This is a genomic window from Pseudocitrobacter corydidari (genome assembly GCF_021172065.1).
GTDB lineage: Bacteria > Pseudomonadota > Gammaproteobacteria > Enterobacterales > Enterobacteriaceae > Pseudocitrobacter > Pseudocitrobacter corydidari.
Genome location: NZ_CP087880.1, coordinates 3,948,337 through 3,966,146 on the forward strand (window position 1 = coordinate 3,948,337; position 17,810 = coordinate 3,966,146).

A 17,810-nucleotide genomic window follows, 5' to 3' on the forward strand; every position below is an offset into this window, starting at 1 on the left:
GGTACATATCACGCGTGTGAATGTCTCCCTCAGAACAAAACCCCATAAAATCCGCAAGTTACACTTCGACACACTCTCTAGTCCTACCGCGATCACAGAAATTAAGAAACGTAATTTGATAACGAGATATCGGAATTCATCTTAGCGGGCGGATGGTTTACAAAAACCGTAACCGGTACCAGCGTGGAGTCGGCTCAAGAAGGATTTCGACATGAAAAGCGAAGTTTTATCCGTCAAAGAGAAGATTGGTTATGGCATGGGCGACGCCGCCAGCCATATCATTTTTGATAACGTCATGTTGTACATGATGTTTTTTTACACCGATATTTTCGGTATCCCTGCCGGCTTTGTTGGCACCATGTTCCTGCTGGCGCGCGCGCTGGATGCCATCTCCGACCCCTGCATGGGCCTGCTGGCTGACCGTACCCGCAGCCGCTGGGGCAAGTTCCGCCCGTGGGTGCTGTTTGGCGCGCTGCCGTTTGGCGTGGTGTGTGTGCTGGCTTACAGCACGCCAGACCTCAGCCTTAACGGCAAAATGATATACGCCGCCGTAACTTACACGCTGCTGACCCTGCTCTATACCGTGGTGAATATTCCTTACTGTGCGCTGGGCGGCGTAATCACAAACGACCCAACGCAGCGTATCTCGCTGCAATCCTGGCGCTTCGTGCTGGCGACGGCGGGCGGCATGCTCTCTACCGTGCTGATGATGCCGCTGGTGAATTTAATCGGCGGCGAGGATAAAGCGCTCGGTTTCCAGGGCGGGATTGCCGTGCTGTCGGTGGTTGCGTTCCTGATGCTGGCATTCTGCTTCTTCACCACGAAAGAACGTATCCAGGTACCGCCGAGCACCACCGGCATGCGTGAAGATCTGCGCGATATCTGGCAGAACGATCAGTGGCGCATTGTTGGCTTGCTCACCATTCTCAACATCCTTGCCGTCTGCGTGCGCGGCGGCGCGATGATGTATTACGTCACCTGGATTATGGGCTCTCCGGCGTTATTCACTGCTTTCCTGACCACCTATTGTGTCGGCAACCTGATTGGCTCCGCAATGGCCAAACCGCTCACCGACTGGAAATGCAAAGTGAGCGTCTTCTGGTGGACCAACGCTATTCTGGCGGTGCTGAGCCTGGCGATGTTCTTTGTACCGATGAATGCCAACGTACTGATGTTCGGCTTTATTTTCGTGATTGGTGTGCTGCACCAACTTGTGACGCCGATTCAGTGGGTGATGATGTCCGACACCGTCGATTATGGCGAGTGGTGTAACGGTAAACGTCTTACCGGCATCAGTTTCGCAGGCACGCTGTTCGTGCTGAAGCTGGGCCTGGCGCTGGGCGGCGCGATGATTGGCTGGATGCTGGCGGGCGGGGGCTACGATGCGGCCGCGAAAGCGCAGAACAGCACCACCATAAGCATCATTATCGCCCTGTTCACTCTCGTTCCTGCGGTTTGCTATCTGCTGAGCGCCATCATTGCGAAGCGCTACTACACCCTGAAAACGCCGTTCTTGCTGAAAGTTATGGGCGAGCTGGCGCAGGGCGCGCGGCGCAATCAACAAGAATTTGAACATGTACCCGAATCAAAATCATTACAGAGTTAAGAGGACGAACTATGAAAATCAGTGATGGAAACTGGCTGATCCAACCGGGTCTCAATCTTATCCACCCCATCCAGGTGTTCGATGTCGAACAGCACGGTAATGAGATGGTGGTTTATGCTGCGCCGCGCGATGTGCGTGAGCGTACCTGGCAGCTGGATACCCCAATGTTTACGCTGCGCTTTTTTGCTCCGCAGGAAGGGGTGGTCGGCGTACGTATCGAACACTTTCAGGGCGCGTTAAATAACGGCCCGCACTATCCGCTGAATGTCCTGAAAGACGTCAAAGTTGAAATGCAGAACACCGCTGAATTTGCCGAGCTGAAAAGTGGCAACCTGAGCGTGCGCGTAACCAAAGGTGAATTCTGGTCGCTCGATTTCCTGCGCAACGGCGTGCGTATTACCGGTTCTCAGGTGAAAAATAACGGCTACGTGCAGGACGGCAACACCGGTAAAAACTATCTGTTTGAGCGCCTGGACCTCGGCGTGGGTGAAACGGTTTATGGCCTGGGCGAGCGCTTCACTGCGCTGGTGCGTAACGGCCAGACGGTTGATACCTGGAACCGCGACGGCGGCACCAGTACCGAGCAGTCCTACAAAAACATCCCGTTCTACATTACCAACCGCGGTTACGGCGTGCTGGTGAATCACCCGGAAAACGTCTCGTTCGAAATTGGATCTGAGAAAGTCTCGAAGGTGCAGTTCAGCGTGGAAGGCGAATATCTGGAATATTTCGTGATCGACGGCCCGACACCTAAAGAGGTGCTCAATCGCTACACGCAATTTACCGGTCGCCCGGCGCTGCCGCCTGCGTGGTCGTTCGGCCTGTGGCTCACTACCTCATTTACCACTAACTACGATGAAGCGACCGTGAACAGCTTTATCGATGGCATGGCTGAGCGCAACCTGCCGTTGCACGTTTTCCACTTTGACTGCTTCTGGATGAAAGCCTTCCAGTGGTGTGACTTCGAGTGGGATCCGGTGACCTTCCCTGACCCGAAAGGCATGATTCAGCGCCTGAAAGAGAAAGGGCTGAAGGTGTGCGTGTGGATCAACCCGTACATCGGCCAAAAATCGCCTGTCTTCCAGGAACTGAAAGAGAAGGGCTATCTGCTTAAACGCCCGGATGGGTCGATCTGGCAGTGGGATAAATGGCAGCCCGGCCTGGCAATTTACGATTTCACCAACCCGGATGCCTGCCAGTGGTACGCCGACAAGCTGAAAGGGCTGGTGGATATTGGCGTCGATTGCTTCAAAACCGATTTCGGCGAACGTATCCCGACGGATGTTCAGTGGTTTGACGGTTCCGATCCGCAGAAAATGCACAACCACTACGCCTTTATCTACAACGAACTGGTGTGGAACGTGCTGAAAGAGACTGTTGGCGAGGAAGAGGCGGTGCTGTTCGCCCGTTCCGCCTCCGTGGGTGCGCAACAGTTCCCGGTTCACTGGGGCGGTGACTGCTACGCCAACTACGAATCCATGGCGGAAAGCCTGCGCGGCGGCCTGTCGATTGGCCTCTCCGGCTTCGGCTTCTGGAGCCACGATATCGGCGGCTTCGAAAACACCGCCCCGGCCGATGTCTACAAACGCTGGTGCGCATTCGGCCTCTTCTCAAGCCATAGCCGCCTGCATGGCAGCAAATCTTACCGTGTACCGTGGGCGTACGACGAAGAGTCCTGCGACGTGGTGCGTTTCTTCACCGAAATGAAGTGCCGCATGATGCCGTACCTCTATCGTCAGGCAGCGCTGGCGCATGAGCAGGGTACGCCAATGTTACGCGCGATGATGCTGGAGTTCCCGAACGACCCGGCATGCGACTACCTCGATCGCCAGTATATGCTCGGCGATTCCGTGATGGTGGCGCCGGTGTTCTCGGAAGTGGGCGACGTGCAGTTCTACCTGCCGGAAGGCCGCTGGACGCACCTGTGGCATAACGATGAAGTTCAGGGTAGCCGCTGGCATAAACAGCAGCACGACTTCCTGAGTCTGCCGGTGTATGTTCGCGACAACACCCTGCTGGCGTTGGGCAACAACAATCAGAAACCGAACTACGCGTGGCATGAAGGCACGGAGTTCCAGCTCTTCTGTCTGGATGATGGCCGTGAAGCTCTCTGCACCGTTCCGGCGGCGGATGGTTCAGCCGCGTTCACCCTGAAAGCGGTGCGCGCGGGTAACACCATCACGGTGACCGGTGAAGGTAACGCGCGCGACTGGACGCTGTGCCTGCGTAACGTGCAGCAGATTAGCGGCATTAAGGGCGGCGCACATGCTGGAAGTGAGCTGGGCGTGGTGGTGAAAGCGCAGAGTAATACGCTGACGATCACACTTTAATTTACGCTTTGTGCGTTAATCTGGCCCTCTTTGCGCTGTAAAGAGGGCTTTTTTATGTGTTCTCAACTCAGGGAGGAGTCATGGATCCGCAAATCATTTTCCGCGATGCAAAGCTAAGCAAAATTGATATCACTGTTTTACGCTGTATTCAGGACGATCCCGAACGCTGTTTGAGAGAGGGAATTCGTTCCGTGGCAACGCGCTGTTATAGCAATCCTTCCTCGCTGGTGCGTCTGGCAAAGAAGCTTAACTTTAGCGGCTGGCTGGAGCTGGTCTATTTTATAAAATTCAATATCACGATGCCGAAACTGGATGTGACGAATGATATTGATTTTATGAACATTCAGCCTGCGGAAGGCCTGACGTTGCTGCTAGAGAGGCTGAAGCATGAGCGCGTGTTAATCCACGGCAGTGGATTTTCGCAGCTTATTGCGCAATATATTTATAATAAATTTCTGGTGACCGGCGTGAATGCCAGCCTCGCGCTTTGGCCAGACTACGAAATTCTTGAACAGAAATCGGCGTTAAAATTTGACTCTATCTGGATTGTGTCAAAATCCGGGCGTAGCAGTTCTGCGCTGAACTGGGTCAATGCCATTAAGGGAAAGGGAATGAATCTGGTTTGCTTTACCGGCGACTATCAAAGCCCGCTTGCCCAGGCTGCCGATACGGCGTTTATCATTCATGACCCGCAAAAGTTTGATGACGATATCTACTGGAGCAACCCGTTTTTTGGCTACTGTATTCTCGGCTTTGAGCATCTGCTCAAGTTGTGGTTTATGCAAAATAGCGGGGCGCGATGAGCGCCCCGCCGATATGTTATTTCCAGTCAGAAAAATGTACGTCGCTCAGATAATCGGTCGCCAGTTTTGTGGCTAAGGAAAAAGAACCCACTAACGGATGCGCCATCATGGCGCGAATAGCTAGCGCGCGATCTTTCTTAAAGATGGCTTCTACCGCCAGCCTTTCATACTCTTTCACGCAGGAAATCATATTCTTTTGCGCGTCCGGAACATGTATCGGCGTAATCGGTTTTAAGCCATCTTTGCTGAGATCGCAACTGATCTCAATCACATCGTCCGGGCGCAGAAAATCGAGCGTTTGGTTGTTCTGCAAGGAAACCACAATGCGCTTGGTTGTGGTGCTGTTCACCGCTTCCAGAATATCCAGCGCAACGCCTGCGTAACCACCGGTATCCGGTTCTTCAATAAACTGACGAAGCGTGATTGCCGTGCGAGGATTGAATTTCTCCTGCTGCGATTCACTTTGCATATAGCTATTTTCGCGACGCAGATAATGTTTCATCCAGACATCGAAGGCGGCTTCAGGGTGCGCTTTTACATCAATGTGCTGGAGCTCATCACGCATCTCCTTGTTGATTCGCGCAATTTGCTCACCGCGCGTCTCCGGGGCTTCGAGAATCGCATTTAACGCTTCTTCACGATAGTAGTAGTAATAGAGATATTCGTTCAGCAGTTGCTTATCGCAAAGCTGTACAAGCTCTGGCGAGAAGTATTGCATGGCGGTTTTGCTATACAGGGCCGGATGAGCCACTAATTTATCAGTAACATCTTCGCCGCGTACCGTGAAATGGGTAAACCACGAAAAATGGTTGAGCCCATAGCATTCGACGCTCAGGTCGTCGCTGGCGCAGTTCAGGATCGCGGGTAATTCGCGAATGAGCTCCGACGGTGCGTCGCAAATACCATAAACCCGGCGCTTAAAACCTGATTTGATAATGGCTTCGGTAACGAGCCCCGAGGGGTTAGTAAAGTTGAACAGAATGGCGTCTTCTGCGGCATGTTTTTCGATAAGCTGGCAATAACCCAAAATGGCCGGAATCGAACGCATAGCCATCGCAAAGCCGCCCACCCCGGTGGTTTCCTGCCCAAGAGTGTGGTGGTTAAGCGCAATGCGTTCGTCACGGACGCGGCTTTCATCACCACCTACACGTAGTGTGGTAATGACGTAATTGGTTTTTTCCAGCGCTGTAACAGGGTCGGTTGTCAGCGTAAATTTAATATCCGGGCGAATTGTGGTAAAAATGTAGCGCGCGATTTCGCCAAATATTGATAGATTTTTTTCTGAGCTGTCCTGGAAGACAACTTCCTGTAAATTAATGCGATGGGCGTTATAGGCCAGTGATTTTGCCAGAAACGCAGAGCGAACGCCGCCCCCGCCTAATACGGTTAATTTCATGTTTATTACTCCCGTTAATGAGTGGTCAGCCAGCTATCCACTTTTGAGCGAATTTGCCCGACTTTGACACCATAAATGACCTGAGCTTCATGTTGATTTCTGACGATACCGTTAGCACCTGTACTTTTTAAAAGGGCATCGTTTACTTTTTCCATATCATGAACCGCTACGCGTAAACGGGTGAAACAGTTATCGACGGAAATAATGTTTTGCCGTCCGCCGAGCCCGATAATAATATCGTCAGTGATATCCTTTTTTTTATCCGCTTTCTGCCGATAATCTTCTTTGCTGTACAGACGTACGCCTTCGTCATCTTCCCGACCGGGTGTTTTAAGATTAAGCTTCACGACCAGCGTACGGAAAATAACGTAGTAAGCGGCAAACTGCCCAATGCCTATAAGCACATAGCCCGGCCAGCGCGTCAGCGAAGCGGGCAGCGGCAAGTTGTAAATCAGAAATTCGATTAAGCCCGAAGCACCCCACGGTCGGACGGTGAATATATCGCAAAGCGCCTGCGAGGCAGCCGTCAGGGTTGCATGAATGAACCACAGCAGCGGCGAGATAAACAAAAAGGTAAATTCGATAGGCTCGGTAATACCGGTCAGAATCGAGGTAATAATCGCGGGAAGCAGAATCGCTTTCGCCAGCGTTTTCTTTTTCGGCGTGGCTGTGTGATAGAACGCCAGCGCCGCGCCGGACAGACCGAACATGGTGGTCATACCTTGCTGCGCGAATCTGAGCGCCTCGTTCATAACGGGGGTGAGATCAGGGTGGCGCATATAGGCAAGGAAGATAGCCTGCGTACCGGAAACGACCTGACCATCCACGCTGATGGTGCCGCCAATTTGTGTCAACTGGAACGGAGACCAGACGAAATGATGCAAACCGGTCGGGATCAGGAATTTTTCAAAGAAACCATAAACAAAGACGCCGGCGATACCAGCATTCTTCATAAATCCGGTTAACGCTGAAATACCGTGGGTCATGAATGGCCAAATCCAGGTGAACGCCATCGCATATAAAATGATGACCGGCGTCATGGCGATAAGCGTCAGTTTTGCGCCGCCATACATGGATAATGCACCCGGTAATTCGATTGCCGAAACTTTATTATGTACCCAGGCAATGGTACAACCCAGAATGATGCCCAGGAATACGCCCATGTCGACGACGACAAAACCTAATATCTGCGTCTGGCCGGTTCCATAATATTCGCCGTTAATTTTCTCGGCAATACTATTTGTATATTCCAACCATGAATGGTTGGCGCCAAGGAACATAATAAAACACATCACGGAAACCAGTGCGACTTCCGTTTTTTTATCGCGGGCTAAACCATAGCTTATTCCCACGCAAAACAAGAGGCCGAGATTACCAAACAGCGGCCAAAAGGTATCGCCGAGGAGTTGACCCAGTTGATGAAGGAAACCCGTTTCCGAAACAATGGTTGGGTTAGTAAGGACAGAGCTTAGGGCAAGGATTAAGCCGATGACAGGCAAAAACAATACTGCGCCAATCATCGCTCTGGAGAATTTTTGCATATTCTCCAGAATACGTTGACGTATTGCAGACATAATTATTCCTTGAAATTATGATTATTAATAAGGGTAATCGGTTTTTATTATTAAAATAGCTTCCAGCAAAAAAGTTATATCAAGCTTAATATTTAAATGAAACCTGTTGCGGGAAATAGGTACAAAGCACCACAAAATGCACACAGGTTTCATTAAGAGAAAAGCCCCGAACGAGGATGCTCGGGGCGTTATGTTACCGGGCGATCTCCCCACCCCGCATCGTCTGCGTCACCTGCTCCTTCGCCATATTCACCGCGCTCAATTGCCCGTTTACCGTTGGTTTGAGCGGCGCGTCGGCCTGCACTGCACCTGTGGCGGTGAGCTGAAGGTTACCGTCGCCGCTGATGGGCAGCGCTGGCCATCCCCAGGCTTGTAGCGTATTAAGCGGCACGCCGCGCGCGTCGAGGCTGACGTTCACCTGCCGTTGCGGCAACTGAGAAACCGTGGCGGTGGCTTTGAGCATGCCTTTCTCGGTATACGCCGCAATTTCGCTGATATTGACCGTCGAGGCGTTTGCCGACAGCGCCAGGCTCGGTCTGTTGACGTCCACGCGATTAAACGTCGCCGCAGCGGCGTTGAGTTGCGCATTTCCGCCCCATACGCCCCACAGGCGATTCTTCACCAGTTGCAGGTTGGTGGCACTGCCTTCCAGCGCCGTGATCTGCCACGGGAAAACCGGGTCGATATCGATAACCAGATTGCGGCTGGCGGTAAATTTCTTCAGGGTCACGCTATTGAGCCACTCCGGCAACGCGTCCATCCATAACTGTTTCCAGTTATTCGGCAACGTGTACTCCAGGCCGACAATCGACGCATCATCCAGCGTCAGCGCCTGCCCGTTGCGCAACCAGAAACCGGACGTTCGCACGGTGCTGCCCTCCCAGCGGGTGGTGAACTGACGCAGGGCGATGCCCTGGTCTGAAAGCTCCCCGTTGAAAATAGGATCCAGCAGATGCAACGAGCCATAGATAAACTCGCTGGCGTTAAGGGTGATTCTGCCGTCGGTACTCTGCCAGCCGCCCTGACTTAGGGTCAGGTTGCGCACGTTCATATCAAGGTCGGTCACCGCCCAGTCCGGCCCCTGTAAACGGGCATCCACGACCTCAAGGCGGCCAATTTGCAGCGACGGAACGGTGCTGAGCGGGGCGAAGAAATCGATCAGCGTTTTGTCGCTTTGCAGACGAATATCGTTCAGGCGCAGATTATCCACCACCCAACTTCCATCCGCGTTGCGGCGGGCATTGCCGGCCAGCGAGCCGCGCGCGACCTCCGCGCCAAGGCTGGTGAGCGTCACAATACCGTTATCAATATCCCCTTCAATAACCGCGTTGCTGGTGGGTACGCCATTGAGCGTCAGGGAACCTGCATTCACCTGCAGATGTGTTTTCTTGCCCAGCACGTTGCCCGCTTCCGGCGTCCACGGCGCAATGCTGCCGTTAACCCGTTGCGCACTCAGTTCCCAGCCGGTTTCCGGGCTATTGAAGGCCATATTGTTGAGCTGCAGGCGATCGGCGGCGAAGGGAAGCGGCGCGTTAGATGGCGAGAGATTTAACGTGCCGTCTTGCAGCAGGATGGTGTCAACGTGTAGCGGATCGGTCACCTGGCGGGTGCTCAGGCCGATATCGACAGCTTTAGCGACCAGCGTCGCGGGTTTGCCATCCCGCCCGAAGGTCACATTCCTGAACAAGATATGGGAAGGCGATGAGAAACGGTGATCCATCGCATCGAACGTCACCTGGTAATCGGTGTTCTCAGTAAGCCACTGACTGACTTCGCGCGCCCCCCAGCGGGTTTGCAGCAGGAAGTAGAAGGCGAGAATAACCAGCAGCAGTGCAACGAGGAGCCAAAGAATCAGCTTTCCAATAAATTTCATGATCTTCCATCCTGAGAAGGGCACATAAGGCAGTTATGCACGAATTATGCGCAATGCTCAAGGTAAGAACGGTGAAATTCGGTGTCAGCGTAGGGGGATAGCGCCGGATGACACAATCGCCATCCGGCAAAGCGGATTACTCTTTTTCTGGTGGGAAAACCAGATTCAGCACAATCGCGGTGATACCGCCTGCGGCGATACCGGAGGAGAGCAGGTTTTTCAGCCAGTCTGGTGCGAACTGCAGGATCTGCGGTTGCTGGGAAACGCCCAGGCCGATGGCCAGTGAAAGGGCAATAATCAGGATTGCGCGGCGGTTCAGCGGTTCGCGGGAGACAATACGCACGCCGGACGCGGCGATAGTGCCGAACATCACCAGCGTTGCGCCGCCCAGAACCGGCTCAGGGATGTGCTGCACAAAACCGCTTACCGCCGGGAACAGACCAAGGACAATCAGCATCAACGCCACCACGAAACCGACGTAACGGCTGGCGACGCCGGTCAGCTGAATCACGCCATTGTTCTGGCCGAAGCAGGAGTTCGGGAAGGTGTTGAATACCGCAGAGACAAACGAGTTCAGGCCGTTGGCCAGCACGCCGCCCTTCAGGCGCTTCATGTATACCGGGCCGGAGACCGGTTGCTCAGAGACGTCAGATGTCGCCGTGATATCACCAATCGTTTCCAGTGAGGTGATCATAAACACCAGCATCAGCGGCAGCAGCAGGTTCCAGTCGATGCCCAGACCATAGTATAGCGGGGTTGGGATCATCAGCAGGTCGGTGTTGGTCGGCGCGGTGTTTTCCGGGAGCATGCCCAGGAACCAGGCCATCAGATATCCCGCCGCCATGGCAATCACCAGCGACGCAATGCGAAGGTACGGATTACGCTGGCGGTTAAGCAGGATAATCAGCACCAGCACGATACCCGCCAGCAGCAGATTTTTCGGCGCGCCAAAGGTGTTGTTACTCATTGCCGCATAACCGCCGCCAATGGATGTCAGGCCAACCTGAATCAGCGACAGGCCGATAATCATCACCACCACGCCGGAAACCAGCGGCGTGATAATACGTCGCGCCAGGTGCAGCACGCGTGACAACACCATCTCGGTGCAGCTCGCCAGCATCAGCGTACCAAACAGCGCCGCCATCATGGTCGGCACATCGGCACCGCCGGTTTTCAGTGCGGTACCGCCCATAATCAGCGGCGCAACGAAGTTGAAGCTGGTGCCCTGAATCGACAGCAGACCAGAACCCACCGGGCCCCAGGCTTTAATCTGGATGATGGACGCCACACCGGAAGCGAACAGCGACATGCTGATGATGTGCTGAGTATCGGCCGCCGGCAGCCCCAGCGCCTGACAAATCAGCAGGGCTGGCGTGATCACCGCGACAAACATCGCCAGCAGGTGTTGCAGTGCGGCAAAAAGGGTTTGTGGCAGCGGCGGGCGGTCTTCTAAGCGGTAAATCAATTCGCTGTTTTGAGTGTGCGCAACCGGTTGCGCATTTTCTGACTCAAGGGTGTTGGCGGACATCAGGGACGATCTCGTGGTGGAAAAGTGGCGATTTTATCGGACTGGCGAGTAAAAGCAAACGGTTGCTTTGTGATGGCGTTAAAAAATTACCGGACCTTATTTTTTATCAATTATTCATTGCATAAATGGTTTATCAGCGTGATTAACCTTTTTCTGTCATTTTTGCGCATTTATTGATTACAATCTGCTCCCTGATCTTACGATGAGATCTCAACGACACAGGAAATACGTCGCGTATGAATGAATCATGCGTCTGGTAAGGAGCTTTAAATATGTTTCATCTCGATACGTTATCTACGCTGGTCGCGGCGACAATGGTGCTGCTGTTAGGGCGCAAACTGGTTCACTCCGTTCCCTTCTTTAAAAAATACACTATTCCTGAACCGGTCGCCGGTGGGCTGCTGGTGGCGCTGGCGTTGCTGGTGCTGAAAAAAAGCATGGGCTGGGAAATCGACTTCGATATGAGTCTGAAAGATCCGCTGATGCTGGCCTTCTTCGCCACGATTGGCCTGAACGCCAATCTCGCCAGCCTTCGTGCGGGCGGTAAAGTATTAGGCACCTTTCTGATTGTGGTGGTGGGGCTGCTGCTGATGCAGAACGCCATCGGTATTGGCATGGCGAAAATGCTGGGGCTGGACCCGTTGATGGGCCTGCTGGCAGGCTCGATTACGCTCTCTGGCGGCCATGGTACCGGGGCGGCGTGGGGCAAACTGTTTACCGAACGCTACGGTTTTACCAGCGCAACGGAAGTCGCGATGGCTTGCGCAACGTTTGGCCTGGTGCTGGGCGGGCTGATTGGCGGGCCAGTGGCGCGTTATCTGGTTAAACACTCTTCCTCGCCGGACGGTACGCCGGAGGATCAGGAAGTGCCGACGGCGTTTGAAAAGCCGGACGTTGGGCGCGTTATCACCTCGCTGGTGTTGATTGAAAGCATCGCACTGATTGCGATTTGTCTGACGGTCGGGCGAGTGGTTGCGCAACTGCTGACCGGCACCATGTTTGAATTGCCAACCTTTGTATGCGTGCTGTTTATTGGCGTAATCCTGAGTAATGGCCTGGCGCTGGTGGGCTTTTATCGCGTCTTTGAACGCGCGGTGTCGGTGCTTGGCAACGTTAGCCTGTCGTTATTCCTGGCGATGGCCTTGATGAGCCTGAAACTGTGGGAGCTGGCGTCTTTGGCGCTACCGATGCTGGCGATTCTGGGCGTGCAGACGCTGGCGATGGCGCTGTACGCCATTTTCGTCACCTACCGGATGATGGGCAAAAACTACGACGCGGCGGTGCTGGCGGCGGGTCACTGCGGCTTTGGCCTGGGTGCGACGCCAACGGCGATTGCCAATATGCAGGCGATTACCGAACGTTTCGGCCCGTCGCATACGGCGTTTCTGGTGGTGCCGATGGTGGGGGCGTTCTTCCTCGATATCGTCAATGCGCTGGTGATTAAGCTCTATTTGATGTTGCCGATGTTTGGCTGAGAAATGTGGCGGGGGCGCTTCGCTTGCCCGCCCTACAAAGAATTGCGATCAATGTAGGGCGGGCAAGCGAAGCGCCCCCGCCAAAGTTTTTTACTCTCCGTGATCTTCCCACGCCAGCGCGCGTTTCACCGCTTTTTTCCAGCCGCTGTAACGATAATTACGCTCGGTCGTTTCGATTCCCGGGCGGAATTCACGCTCAATCACCGCTTTCTCCTGCAATTCATCCAGATTTTGCCAGAAGCCTACCGCCAGGCCCGCGAGATACGCAGCACCTAACGCAGTGACTTCACGCACTTCCGGGCGCTCTACGCGGGTACCCAGAATGTCTGACTGGAACTGCATCAGGAAATTATTGGCAACCGCGCCGCCGTCTACGCGCAGGGCGTGCAGACGAATGCCGGAGTCAGCCTGCATCGCTTCCAGCACGTCGCGCGTTTGATAAGCAATGGATTCCAGCGTGGCGCGAATAATGTGGTTCGAGTTGACGCCGCGCGTCAGGCCGAAAATCGCGCCGCGCGCATACGGGTCCCAGTATGGCGCGCCGAGGCCAGTAAACGCCGGAACCACATACACCCCGTTGGTATCTTTCACTTTGGTGGCGAAATATTCGGAGTCGAATGCGTCGCTGATGAGTTTCATTTCATCGCGCAGCCACTGAATAGAGGCGCCAGCCATAAACACCGCGCCTTCCAGCGCATAGTTCACTTCGCCGCGCGGGCCGCAGGCGATGGTGGTCAGCAGTCCATGCTCAGACTTCACCGCTTTTTCGCCGGTGTTCATCAGCATAAAGCAGCCGGTACCATAGGTATTTTTCGCCATTCCTTCCTTCACGCATAGCTGGCCGAACAGCGCCGCCTGCTGATCGCCGGCGATCCCGGCGATCGGAATACGCGTGCCGCCTTTCCCGCCGATGTTGGTCTGACCATACACCTCAGAGGATTTGCGTACTTCTGGCAGCATGGCGCGCGGGATGTCGAGCGCTTCGAGCATTTTGTCATCCCAGTCCAGCTCGTTGATGTTGAACAGCATGGTACGTGAGGCGTTGGTGTAGTCGGTGACGTGCACGCGCCCCTGGGTCATTTTCCAGATAAGCCAGGTGTCGACGGTACCGAACAGCAGTTCGCCGCGCTTCGCGCGTTCGCGGGAGCCCTCAACGTGGTCGAGGATCCATTTCACTTTGGTGCCGGAGAAGTAAGGGTCTACCACCAGACCGGTGGCTTTGCGCACGTACTCTTCCATGCCGTCGCGTTTCAACTGCTCGCAGATGTCGGCGGTACGGCGGCACTGCCAGACAATCGCGTTATAAATCGGTTTCCCGGTTTCGCGTTCCCACACCACGGTGGTTTCGCGCTGGTTGGTGATACCAATTGCGGCAATCTGATCGGAATTGATATCGGCTTTTGCCAGCACTTCGACCAGCGTGGAGCTCTGGGTCGCCCAGATTTCCATCGGATCGTGCTCAACCCAGCCTGGCTTAGGATAAATTTGTTCAAACTCGCGCTGTGAAACACTGATGATATTGGCGTCGTGATCCATCACAACGGCGCGGGAACTGGTGGTGCCCTGGTCGAGCGCAACGATATATTTTTTGTCAGTCATAATGCGTGTTCCATAGTCAGATTACAGCGAAGCATTGTGTTGAGCGCTACCGGAGGTGGTTTCTTTCTCTTCAACCACACAGGTATCACACGGCAAATGGCGGCCAATCAGTTTGCGATAGCTGAATGCACCCAGCGCCGCGCCCACCACGGGTGCGAACATCGGCACCACGAAATAAGGAATATCTTTGCCGCCGGTGAAGGCGACGTCGCCCCAGCCCGCCAGCCAGGCGAAGGTTTTTGGTCCGATATCACGCGCCGGGTTCATCGCAAAGCCGGTCAGCGGCCCCATGGAGGCACCAATAACCGCGATTAACAGGCCAATCAGCAGCGGTGCCAGCGGCCCGCGTGGAATGCCGTTGCCATCGTCGCCCAGCGCCATAATCACGCCCATCAGGATAGCGGTTATCACCATTTCTACCGCGAAGGCCTGCACAAAATTGATATGTGGGTTCGGGTAAGTGGAGAATATTCCAGCAAGATCAAGACTTTCTACGCTACCGCGCACCATATGATGGGTTAATTCATAGTCGTAGAAAAGGTTGTAGTAAAGCCCGTAAACCAACGCCGCTGCGCAAAACGCACCGGCAAACTGAGAAAGAATGAAAGGGACCACTTTACGGCGTTCGAAACAGGCGAACAGCCACAGCGCAACGGTGACCGCCGGGTTAAGATGTGCGCCGGAAACCCCTGCGGTCAGGTAGATGGCCATCGCCACGCCCAGACCCCAGATGATGCTGATTTCCCACTGGCCAAAGCTGGCCCCCGCGACTTTTAATGCCGCAACACATCCAACGCCGAAAAAGATCAACAGCCCGGTACCAAGAAACTCTGCAATGCACTGGCCTTTTAGGGTTGAAGTTTGGCTCATAATCGGTTCCTGAAGACAGTTTGCTAGTTATTGTGTCGTGGTGGTCGAAGACACCCACGCTGCCATGTAGGCATAGTGTTAATTTATCGTTAACGAACATAAACGAGAAATATCGAAATCAAAATGTGTGTACTGCGTCATAAAATGAGCGATTTCGCGCCACATTGTGTGTCTTTACGGAACTAAAAAAAGAGAGCTGAATCATTTCATTCACCTCTGGTGTTAACAAATAAGGGGTAAATGCGCCGAAAGCTCCAGGTCTAGACTGAAAATTGTTGCAAACCGCAATCTACGTGCCCTGGCGCTGGACAGGGGGAGCGGGGCTCCATACAATCGAAGGTCAGAAGTGCGCTTATTTTCGTTAAGGCGTCGCCGGGTTCCCGGGACGATATCAACGCCTTGCAAGATCAGGAGAGGTATGACGATGTCATTAGAAGTATTTGAGAAACTGGAAGCAAAAGTTCAGCAGGCGATTGATACCATCACCCTGTTGCAGATGGAAATCGAAGAACTGAAAGAGAAGAACAACGCGCTGGCGCAGGACGTTCAGTCTGCACAGCACAGCCGTGAAGAGCTGGAACGCGAAAACAACCAGCTGAAAGAACAGCAGAGCGGCTGGCAGGATCGCCTGCAGGCACTGCTGGGCCGTATGGAAGAAGTCTAATCTTCCTCTGAGTTTGCTGCCTTCATCGGGCGTTATGCCAGGAAGGCAGCGACTTCTCTTTATGTTATTTCCCCGCTGTATATTTCAAAATCACATAATCAATCTTTTTTTATTCTTTAATGTTCGATTTGCTTTCTGGCACGCTAGCCTCATCAACGACACAACATAAGAGAGCGGGCGATGAACAAGTGGGGCGTGGGTTTAACTCTTTTGCTGGCTTCCACCAGCGTACTGGCTAAGGATATTCAATTACTTAACGTTTCTTACGATCCGACGCGCGAACTGTACGATCAGTACAATAAAGCGTTCAGCGCGCACTGGAAAAAAGAGACGGGTGATAACGTGGTGATTCGTCAGTCGCACGGCGGCTCCGGTAAGCAGGCGACATCGGTTATTAATGGTATCGAAGCCGACGTAGTGACGCTGGCGTTGGCTTATGATGTTGACGCGATTGCTGAGCGTGGCCGCATCGATAAAAACTGGATTAAACGCCTGCCGGATAACTCCGCGCCGTACACCTCCACCATCGTCTTCCTGGTGCGTAAAGGCAACCCAAAACAGATTCATGACTGGAACGACCTCGTGAAACCGGGCGTGTCTGTCATCACTCCGAACCCGAAAAGCTCCGGCGGCGCTCGCTGGAACTACCTTGCAGCATGGGGCTACGCACTGCACCACAATAATGGCGACCAGGCCAAAGCGCAGGAATTCGTCAAATCACTGTTTAAAAACGTTGAAGTGCTCGATTCCGGCGCACGCGGTGCAACCAATACCTTCGTTGAACGCGGCATTGGCGATGTGCTGATTGCGTGGGAGAACGAAGCGCTGCTGGCTACTCACGAACTGGATAAAGACAAATTCGAAATCGTTACCCCGAGCGAGTCGATTCTGGCTGAGCCGACCGTTTCTGTGGTCGACAAAGTGGTTGATAAAAAAGGCACTAAAGAAGTCGCAGAAGCCTATCTGAAGTACCTGTACTCGCCAGAAGGCCAGGAGATTGCGGCGAAAAACTTCTATCGCCCGCGTGACCCGGAAGTGGCGAAGAAATATGAAAGCGCGTTCCCGAAACTGAAACTGTTCACTATCGACGAAGAGTTTGGCGGTTGGGCGAAAGCGCAACAGACGCACTTCTCTAACGGCGGTACCTTCGATCAGATTAGCAAGCGTTAATCACGGTTAGCGCGAGATGGCCCGGTAATCATACCGGGCTTTTTTATTTGTCACGATTATGCGGTACCCTTGCCAGTCATCGAATTACAGGGAACGCACAATGAAAAAAGCTGGCTATCTTATTCTGGCGATAATCGTCATTGCTCTCGCGGCGGGCGCAGGCTACTGGAAGTGGGCCGGAAACCCGAACGCGCTGCGCACCATCGTCTTCGAACAGTGCCTTCCTGGTCAGCTCCAACACCAGAATCCCGCGCCGTGTGCGGATGTGAAACCGGATGCCGGATACGTGGTATTCAAGGACCGCAACGGCCCGCTGCAATATCTTCTGATGCCCACTTACCGTATCAACGGTACTGAAAGCCCGATGCTGCTGGAGCCTTATACGCCGAATTTCTTCTGGCTGGCCTGGCAGGCGCGCAGTTTTATGAGCCAGAAATATGGCAAAGAGATCCCGGATAGCGCCGTGTCGCTGGCGATCAATTCACGCACCGGGCGTACGCAAAATCACTTCCACATTCACATCTCTTGTCTTCGCACGGACGTGCGTCATCAACTGGATACGAATATGGCGAAAATCAGCACCCGCTGGTTGCCGCTGCCGGGTGGCCTGCGAGGGAATGAGTATCTGGCGCGCCGTGTCACCGAAAGCGAAATGGTGAAAAGCAGCCCGTTTATGATGCTGGCGGAAGAGGTGCCCGACGCGCGCGACCACATGGGAAGCTACGCGCTGGCGATGGTTCGCTTAAGCGATGAAAGCTTTGTCCTGCTGGCGACGCAGCGTAATTTACTGGCGCTGAATCGCGCGTCAGCCGAGGAAATTCAGGATCATCAATGTGATATTCTGAAGTAACCCTACCCGTTCTGGCGTTTACCTGACGTGCCTGCCGTCGTATTCTTGCTGAAAAAAACGACAGGAGTCAGG

General features: G+C 53.8%; 13 protein-coding genes. 7 read left to right on the top strand and 6 right to left on the bottom strand.

Annotated features, from left to right (window positions below):
- The first annotated feature begins 211 nt into the window (after positions 1–211).
- The 3 genes from G163CM_RS18310 (at position 212) to G163CM_RS18320 (ending at position 4,739) form a co-directional block, all read left to right on the top strand.
- Complete coding sequence (locus G163CM_RS18310) at positions 212–1,606, top strand: glycoside-pentoside-hexuronide family transporter (protein ID WP_231825885.1); 1,395 nt, start codon at positions 212–214, stop codon at positions 1,604–1,606.
- Positions 1,607–1,617: 11 nt separating this feature from the next.
- Entirely contained in the window at positions 1,618–3,936 is a 2,319-nt protein-coding gene (gene yicI, locus G163CM_RS18315; protein WP_231825886.1) for an alpha-xylosidase, read from the top strand.
- An 80-nt stretch (positions 3,937–4,016) separates the two neighbouring features.
- Positions 4,017–4,739, top strand: a complete 723-nt coding sequence (locus tag G163CM_RS18320) for a MurR/RpiR family transcriptional regulator (RefSeq protein ID WP_231825887.1) — start codon at positions 4,017–4,019, stop codon at positions 4,737–4,739.
- 16 nt (positions 4,740–4,755) lie between these two features.
- Here the strand turns inward: G163CM_RS18320 and G163CM_RS18325 are convergent, their stop codons facing one another.
- From G163CM_RS18325 to G163CM_RS18340, 4 genes are all read right to left on the bottom strand, one after another.
- Positions 4,756–6,135 carry a family 4 glycosyl hydrolase gene (locus G163CM_RS18325; protein WP_231825888.1) on the bottom strand — a complete coding sequence of 460 codons (1,380 nt, stop codon included), beginning with the start codon at positions 6,133–6,135 and terminating at the stop codon, positions 4,756–4,758.
- A 14-nt stretch (positions 6,136–6,149) separates the two neighbouring features.
- A complete protein-coding gene (locus tag G163CM_RS18330; protein WP_231825889.1) occupies positions 6,150–7,709 on the bottom strand; it encodes a PTS transporter subunit EIIC in 1,560 nt (519 codons plus the stop codon).
- A gap of 193 nt (positions 7,710–7,902) precedes the next feature.
- Positions 7,903–9,582, bottom strand: a complete 1,680-nt coding sequence (locus G163CM_RS18335) for an AsmA family protein (RefSeq protein WP_231825890.1) — start codon at positions 9,580–9,582, stop codon at positions 7,903–7,905.
- Positions 9,583–9,718: 136 nt separating this feature from the next.
- Positions 9,719–11,110 (bottom strand): nucleobase:cation symporter-2 family protein, encoded by a 1,392-nt coding sequence (locus G163CM_RS18340; RefSeq protein WP_015343983.1) that lies wholly within the window; start codon positions 11,108–11,110, stop codon positions 9,719–9,721.
- Between the two features lie 272 nt (positions 11,111–11,382).
- Here G163CM_RS18340 and gltS point away from each other — a divergent pair, with 272 nt between their 5' ends.
- Positions 11,383–12,585: a sodium/glutamate symporter gene (gene gltS, locus G163CM_RS18345; protein ID WP_231825891.1), complete on the top strand. Its 1,203-nt coding sequence runs from the start codon at positions 11,383–11,385 to the stop codon at positions 12,583–12,585.
- Between the two features lie 90 nt (positions 12,586–12,675).
- On the opposite strand, the gene glpK is transcribed toward gltS, so the two are convergent.
- On the bottom strand, positions 12,676–14,184 hold the full coding sequence (gene glpK, locus G163CM_RS18350; RefSeq protein WP_015343985.1) for a glycerol kinase GlpK: 1,509 nt from the start codon (positions 14,182–14,184) through the stop codon (positions 12,676–12,678).
- Positions 14,185–14,205: 21 nt separating this feature from the next.
- Positions 14,206–15,054 carry an MIP/aquaporin family protein gene (locus G163CM_RS18355; RefSeq protein WP_231825892.1) on the bottom strand — a complete coding sequence of 283 codons (849 nt, stop codon included), beginning with the start codon at positions 15,052–15,054 and terminating at the stop codon, positions 14,206–14,208.
- 418 nt (positions 15,055–15,472) lie between these two features.
- Here G163CM_RS18355 and zapB point away from each other — a divergent pair, with 418 nt between their 5' ends.
- The 3 genes from zapB to G163CM_RS18370 all read left to right on the top strand — a co-directional run bounded on the left by zapB (position 15,473) and on the right by G163CM_RS18370 (position 17,738).
- Positions 15,473–15,718, top strand: a complete 246-nt coding sequence (gene zapB / locus G163CM_RS18360) for a septal ring assembly protein ZapB (protein ID WP_144052217.1) — start codon at positions 15,473–15,475, stop codon at positions 15,716–15,718.
- Positions 15,719–15,898: 180 nt separating this feature from the next.
- Positions 15,899–16,888, top strand: coding sequence for a sulfate ABC transporter substrate-binding protein (locus G163CM_RS18365; RefSeq protein WP_231825893.1), 990 nt, complete (start codon positions 15,899–15,901; stop codon positions 16,886–16,888).
- A gap of 100 nt (positions 16,889–16,988) precedes the next feature.
- Positions 16,989–17,738: a CDP-diacylglycerol diphosphatase gene (locus G163CM_RS18370; protein WP_231825894.1), complete on the top strand. Its 750-nt coding sequence runs from the start codon at positions 16,989–16,991 to the stop codon at positions 17,736–17,738.
- The last annotated feature ends 72 nt before the right edge of the window (positions 17,739–17,810 follow it).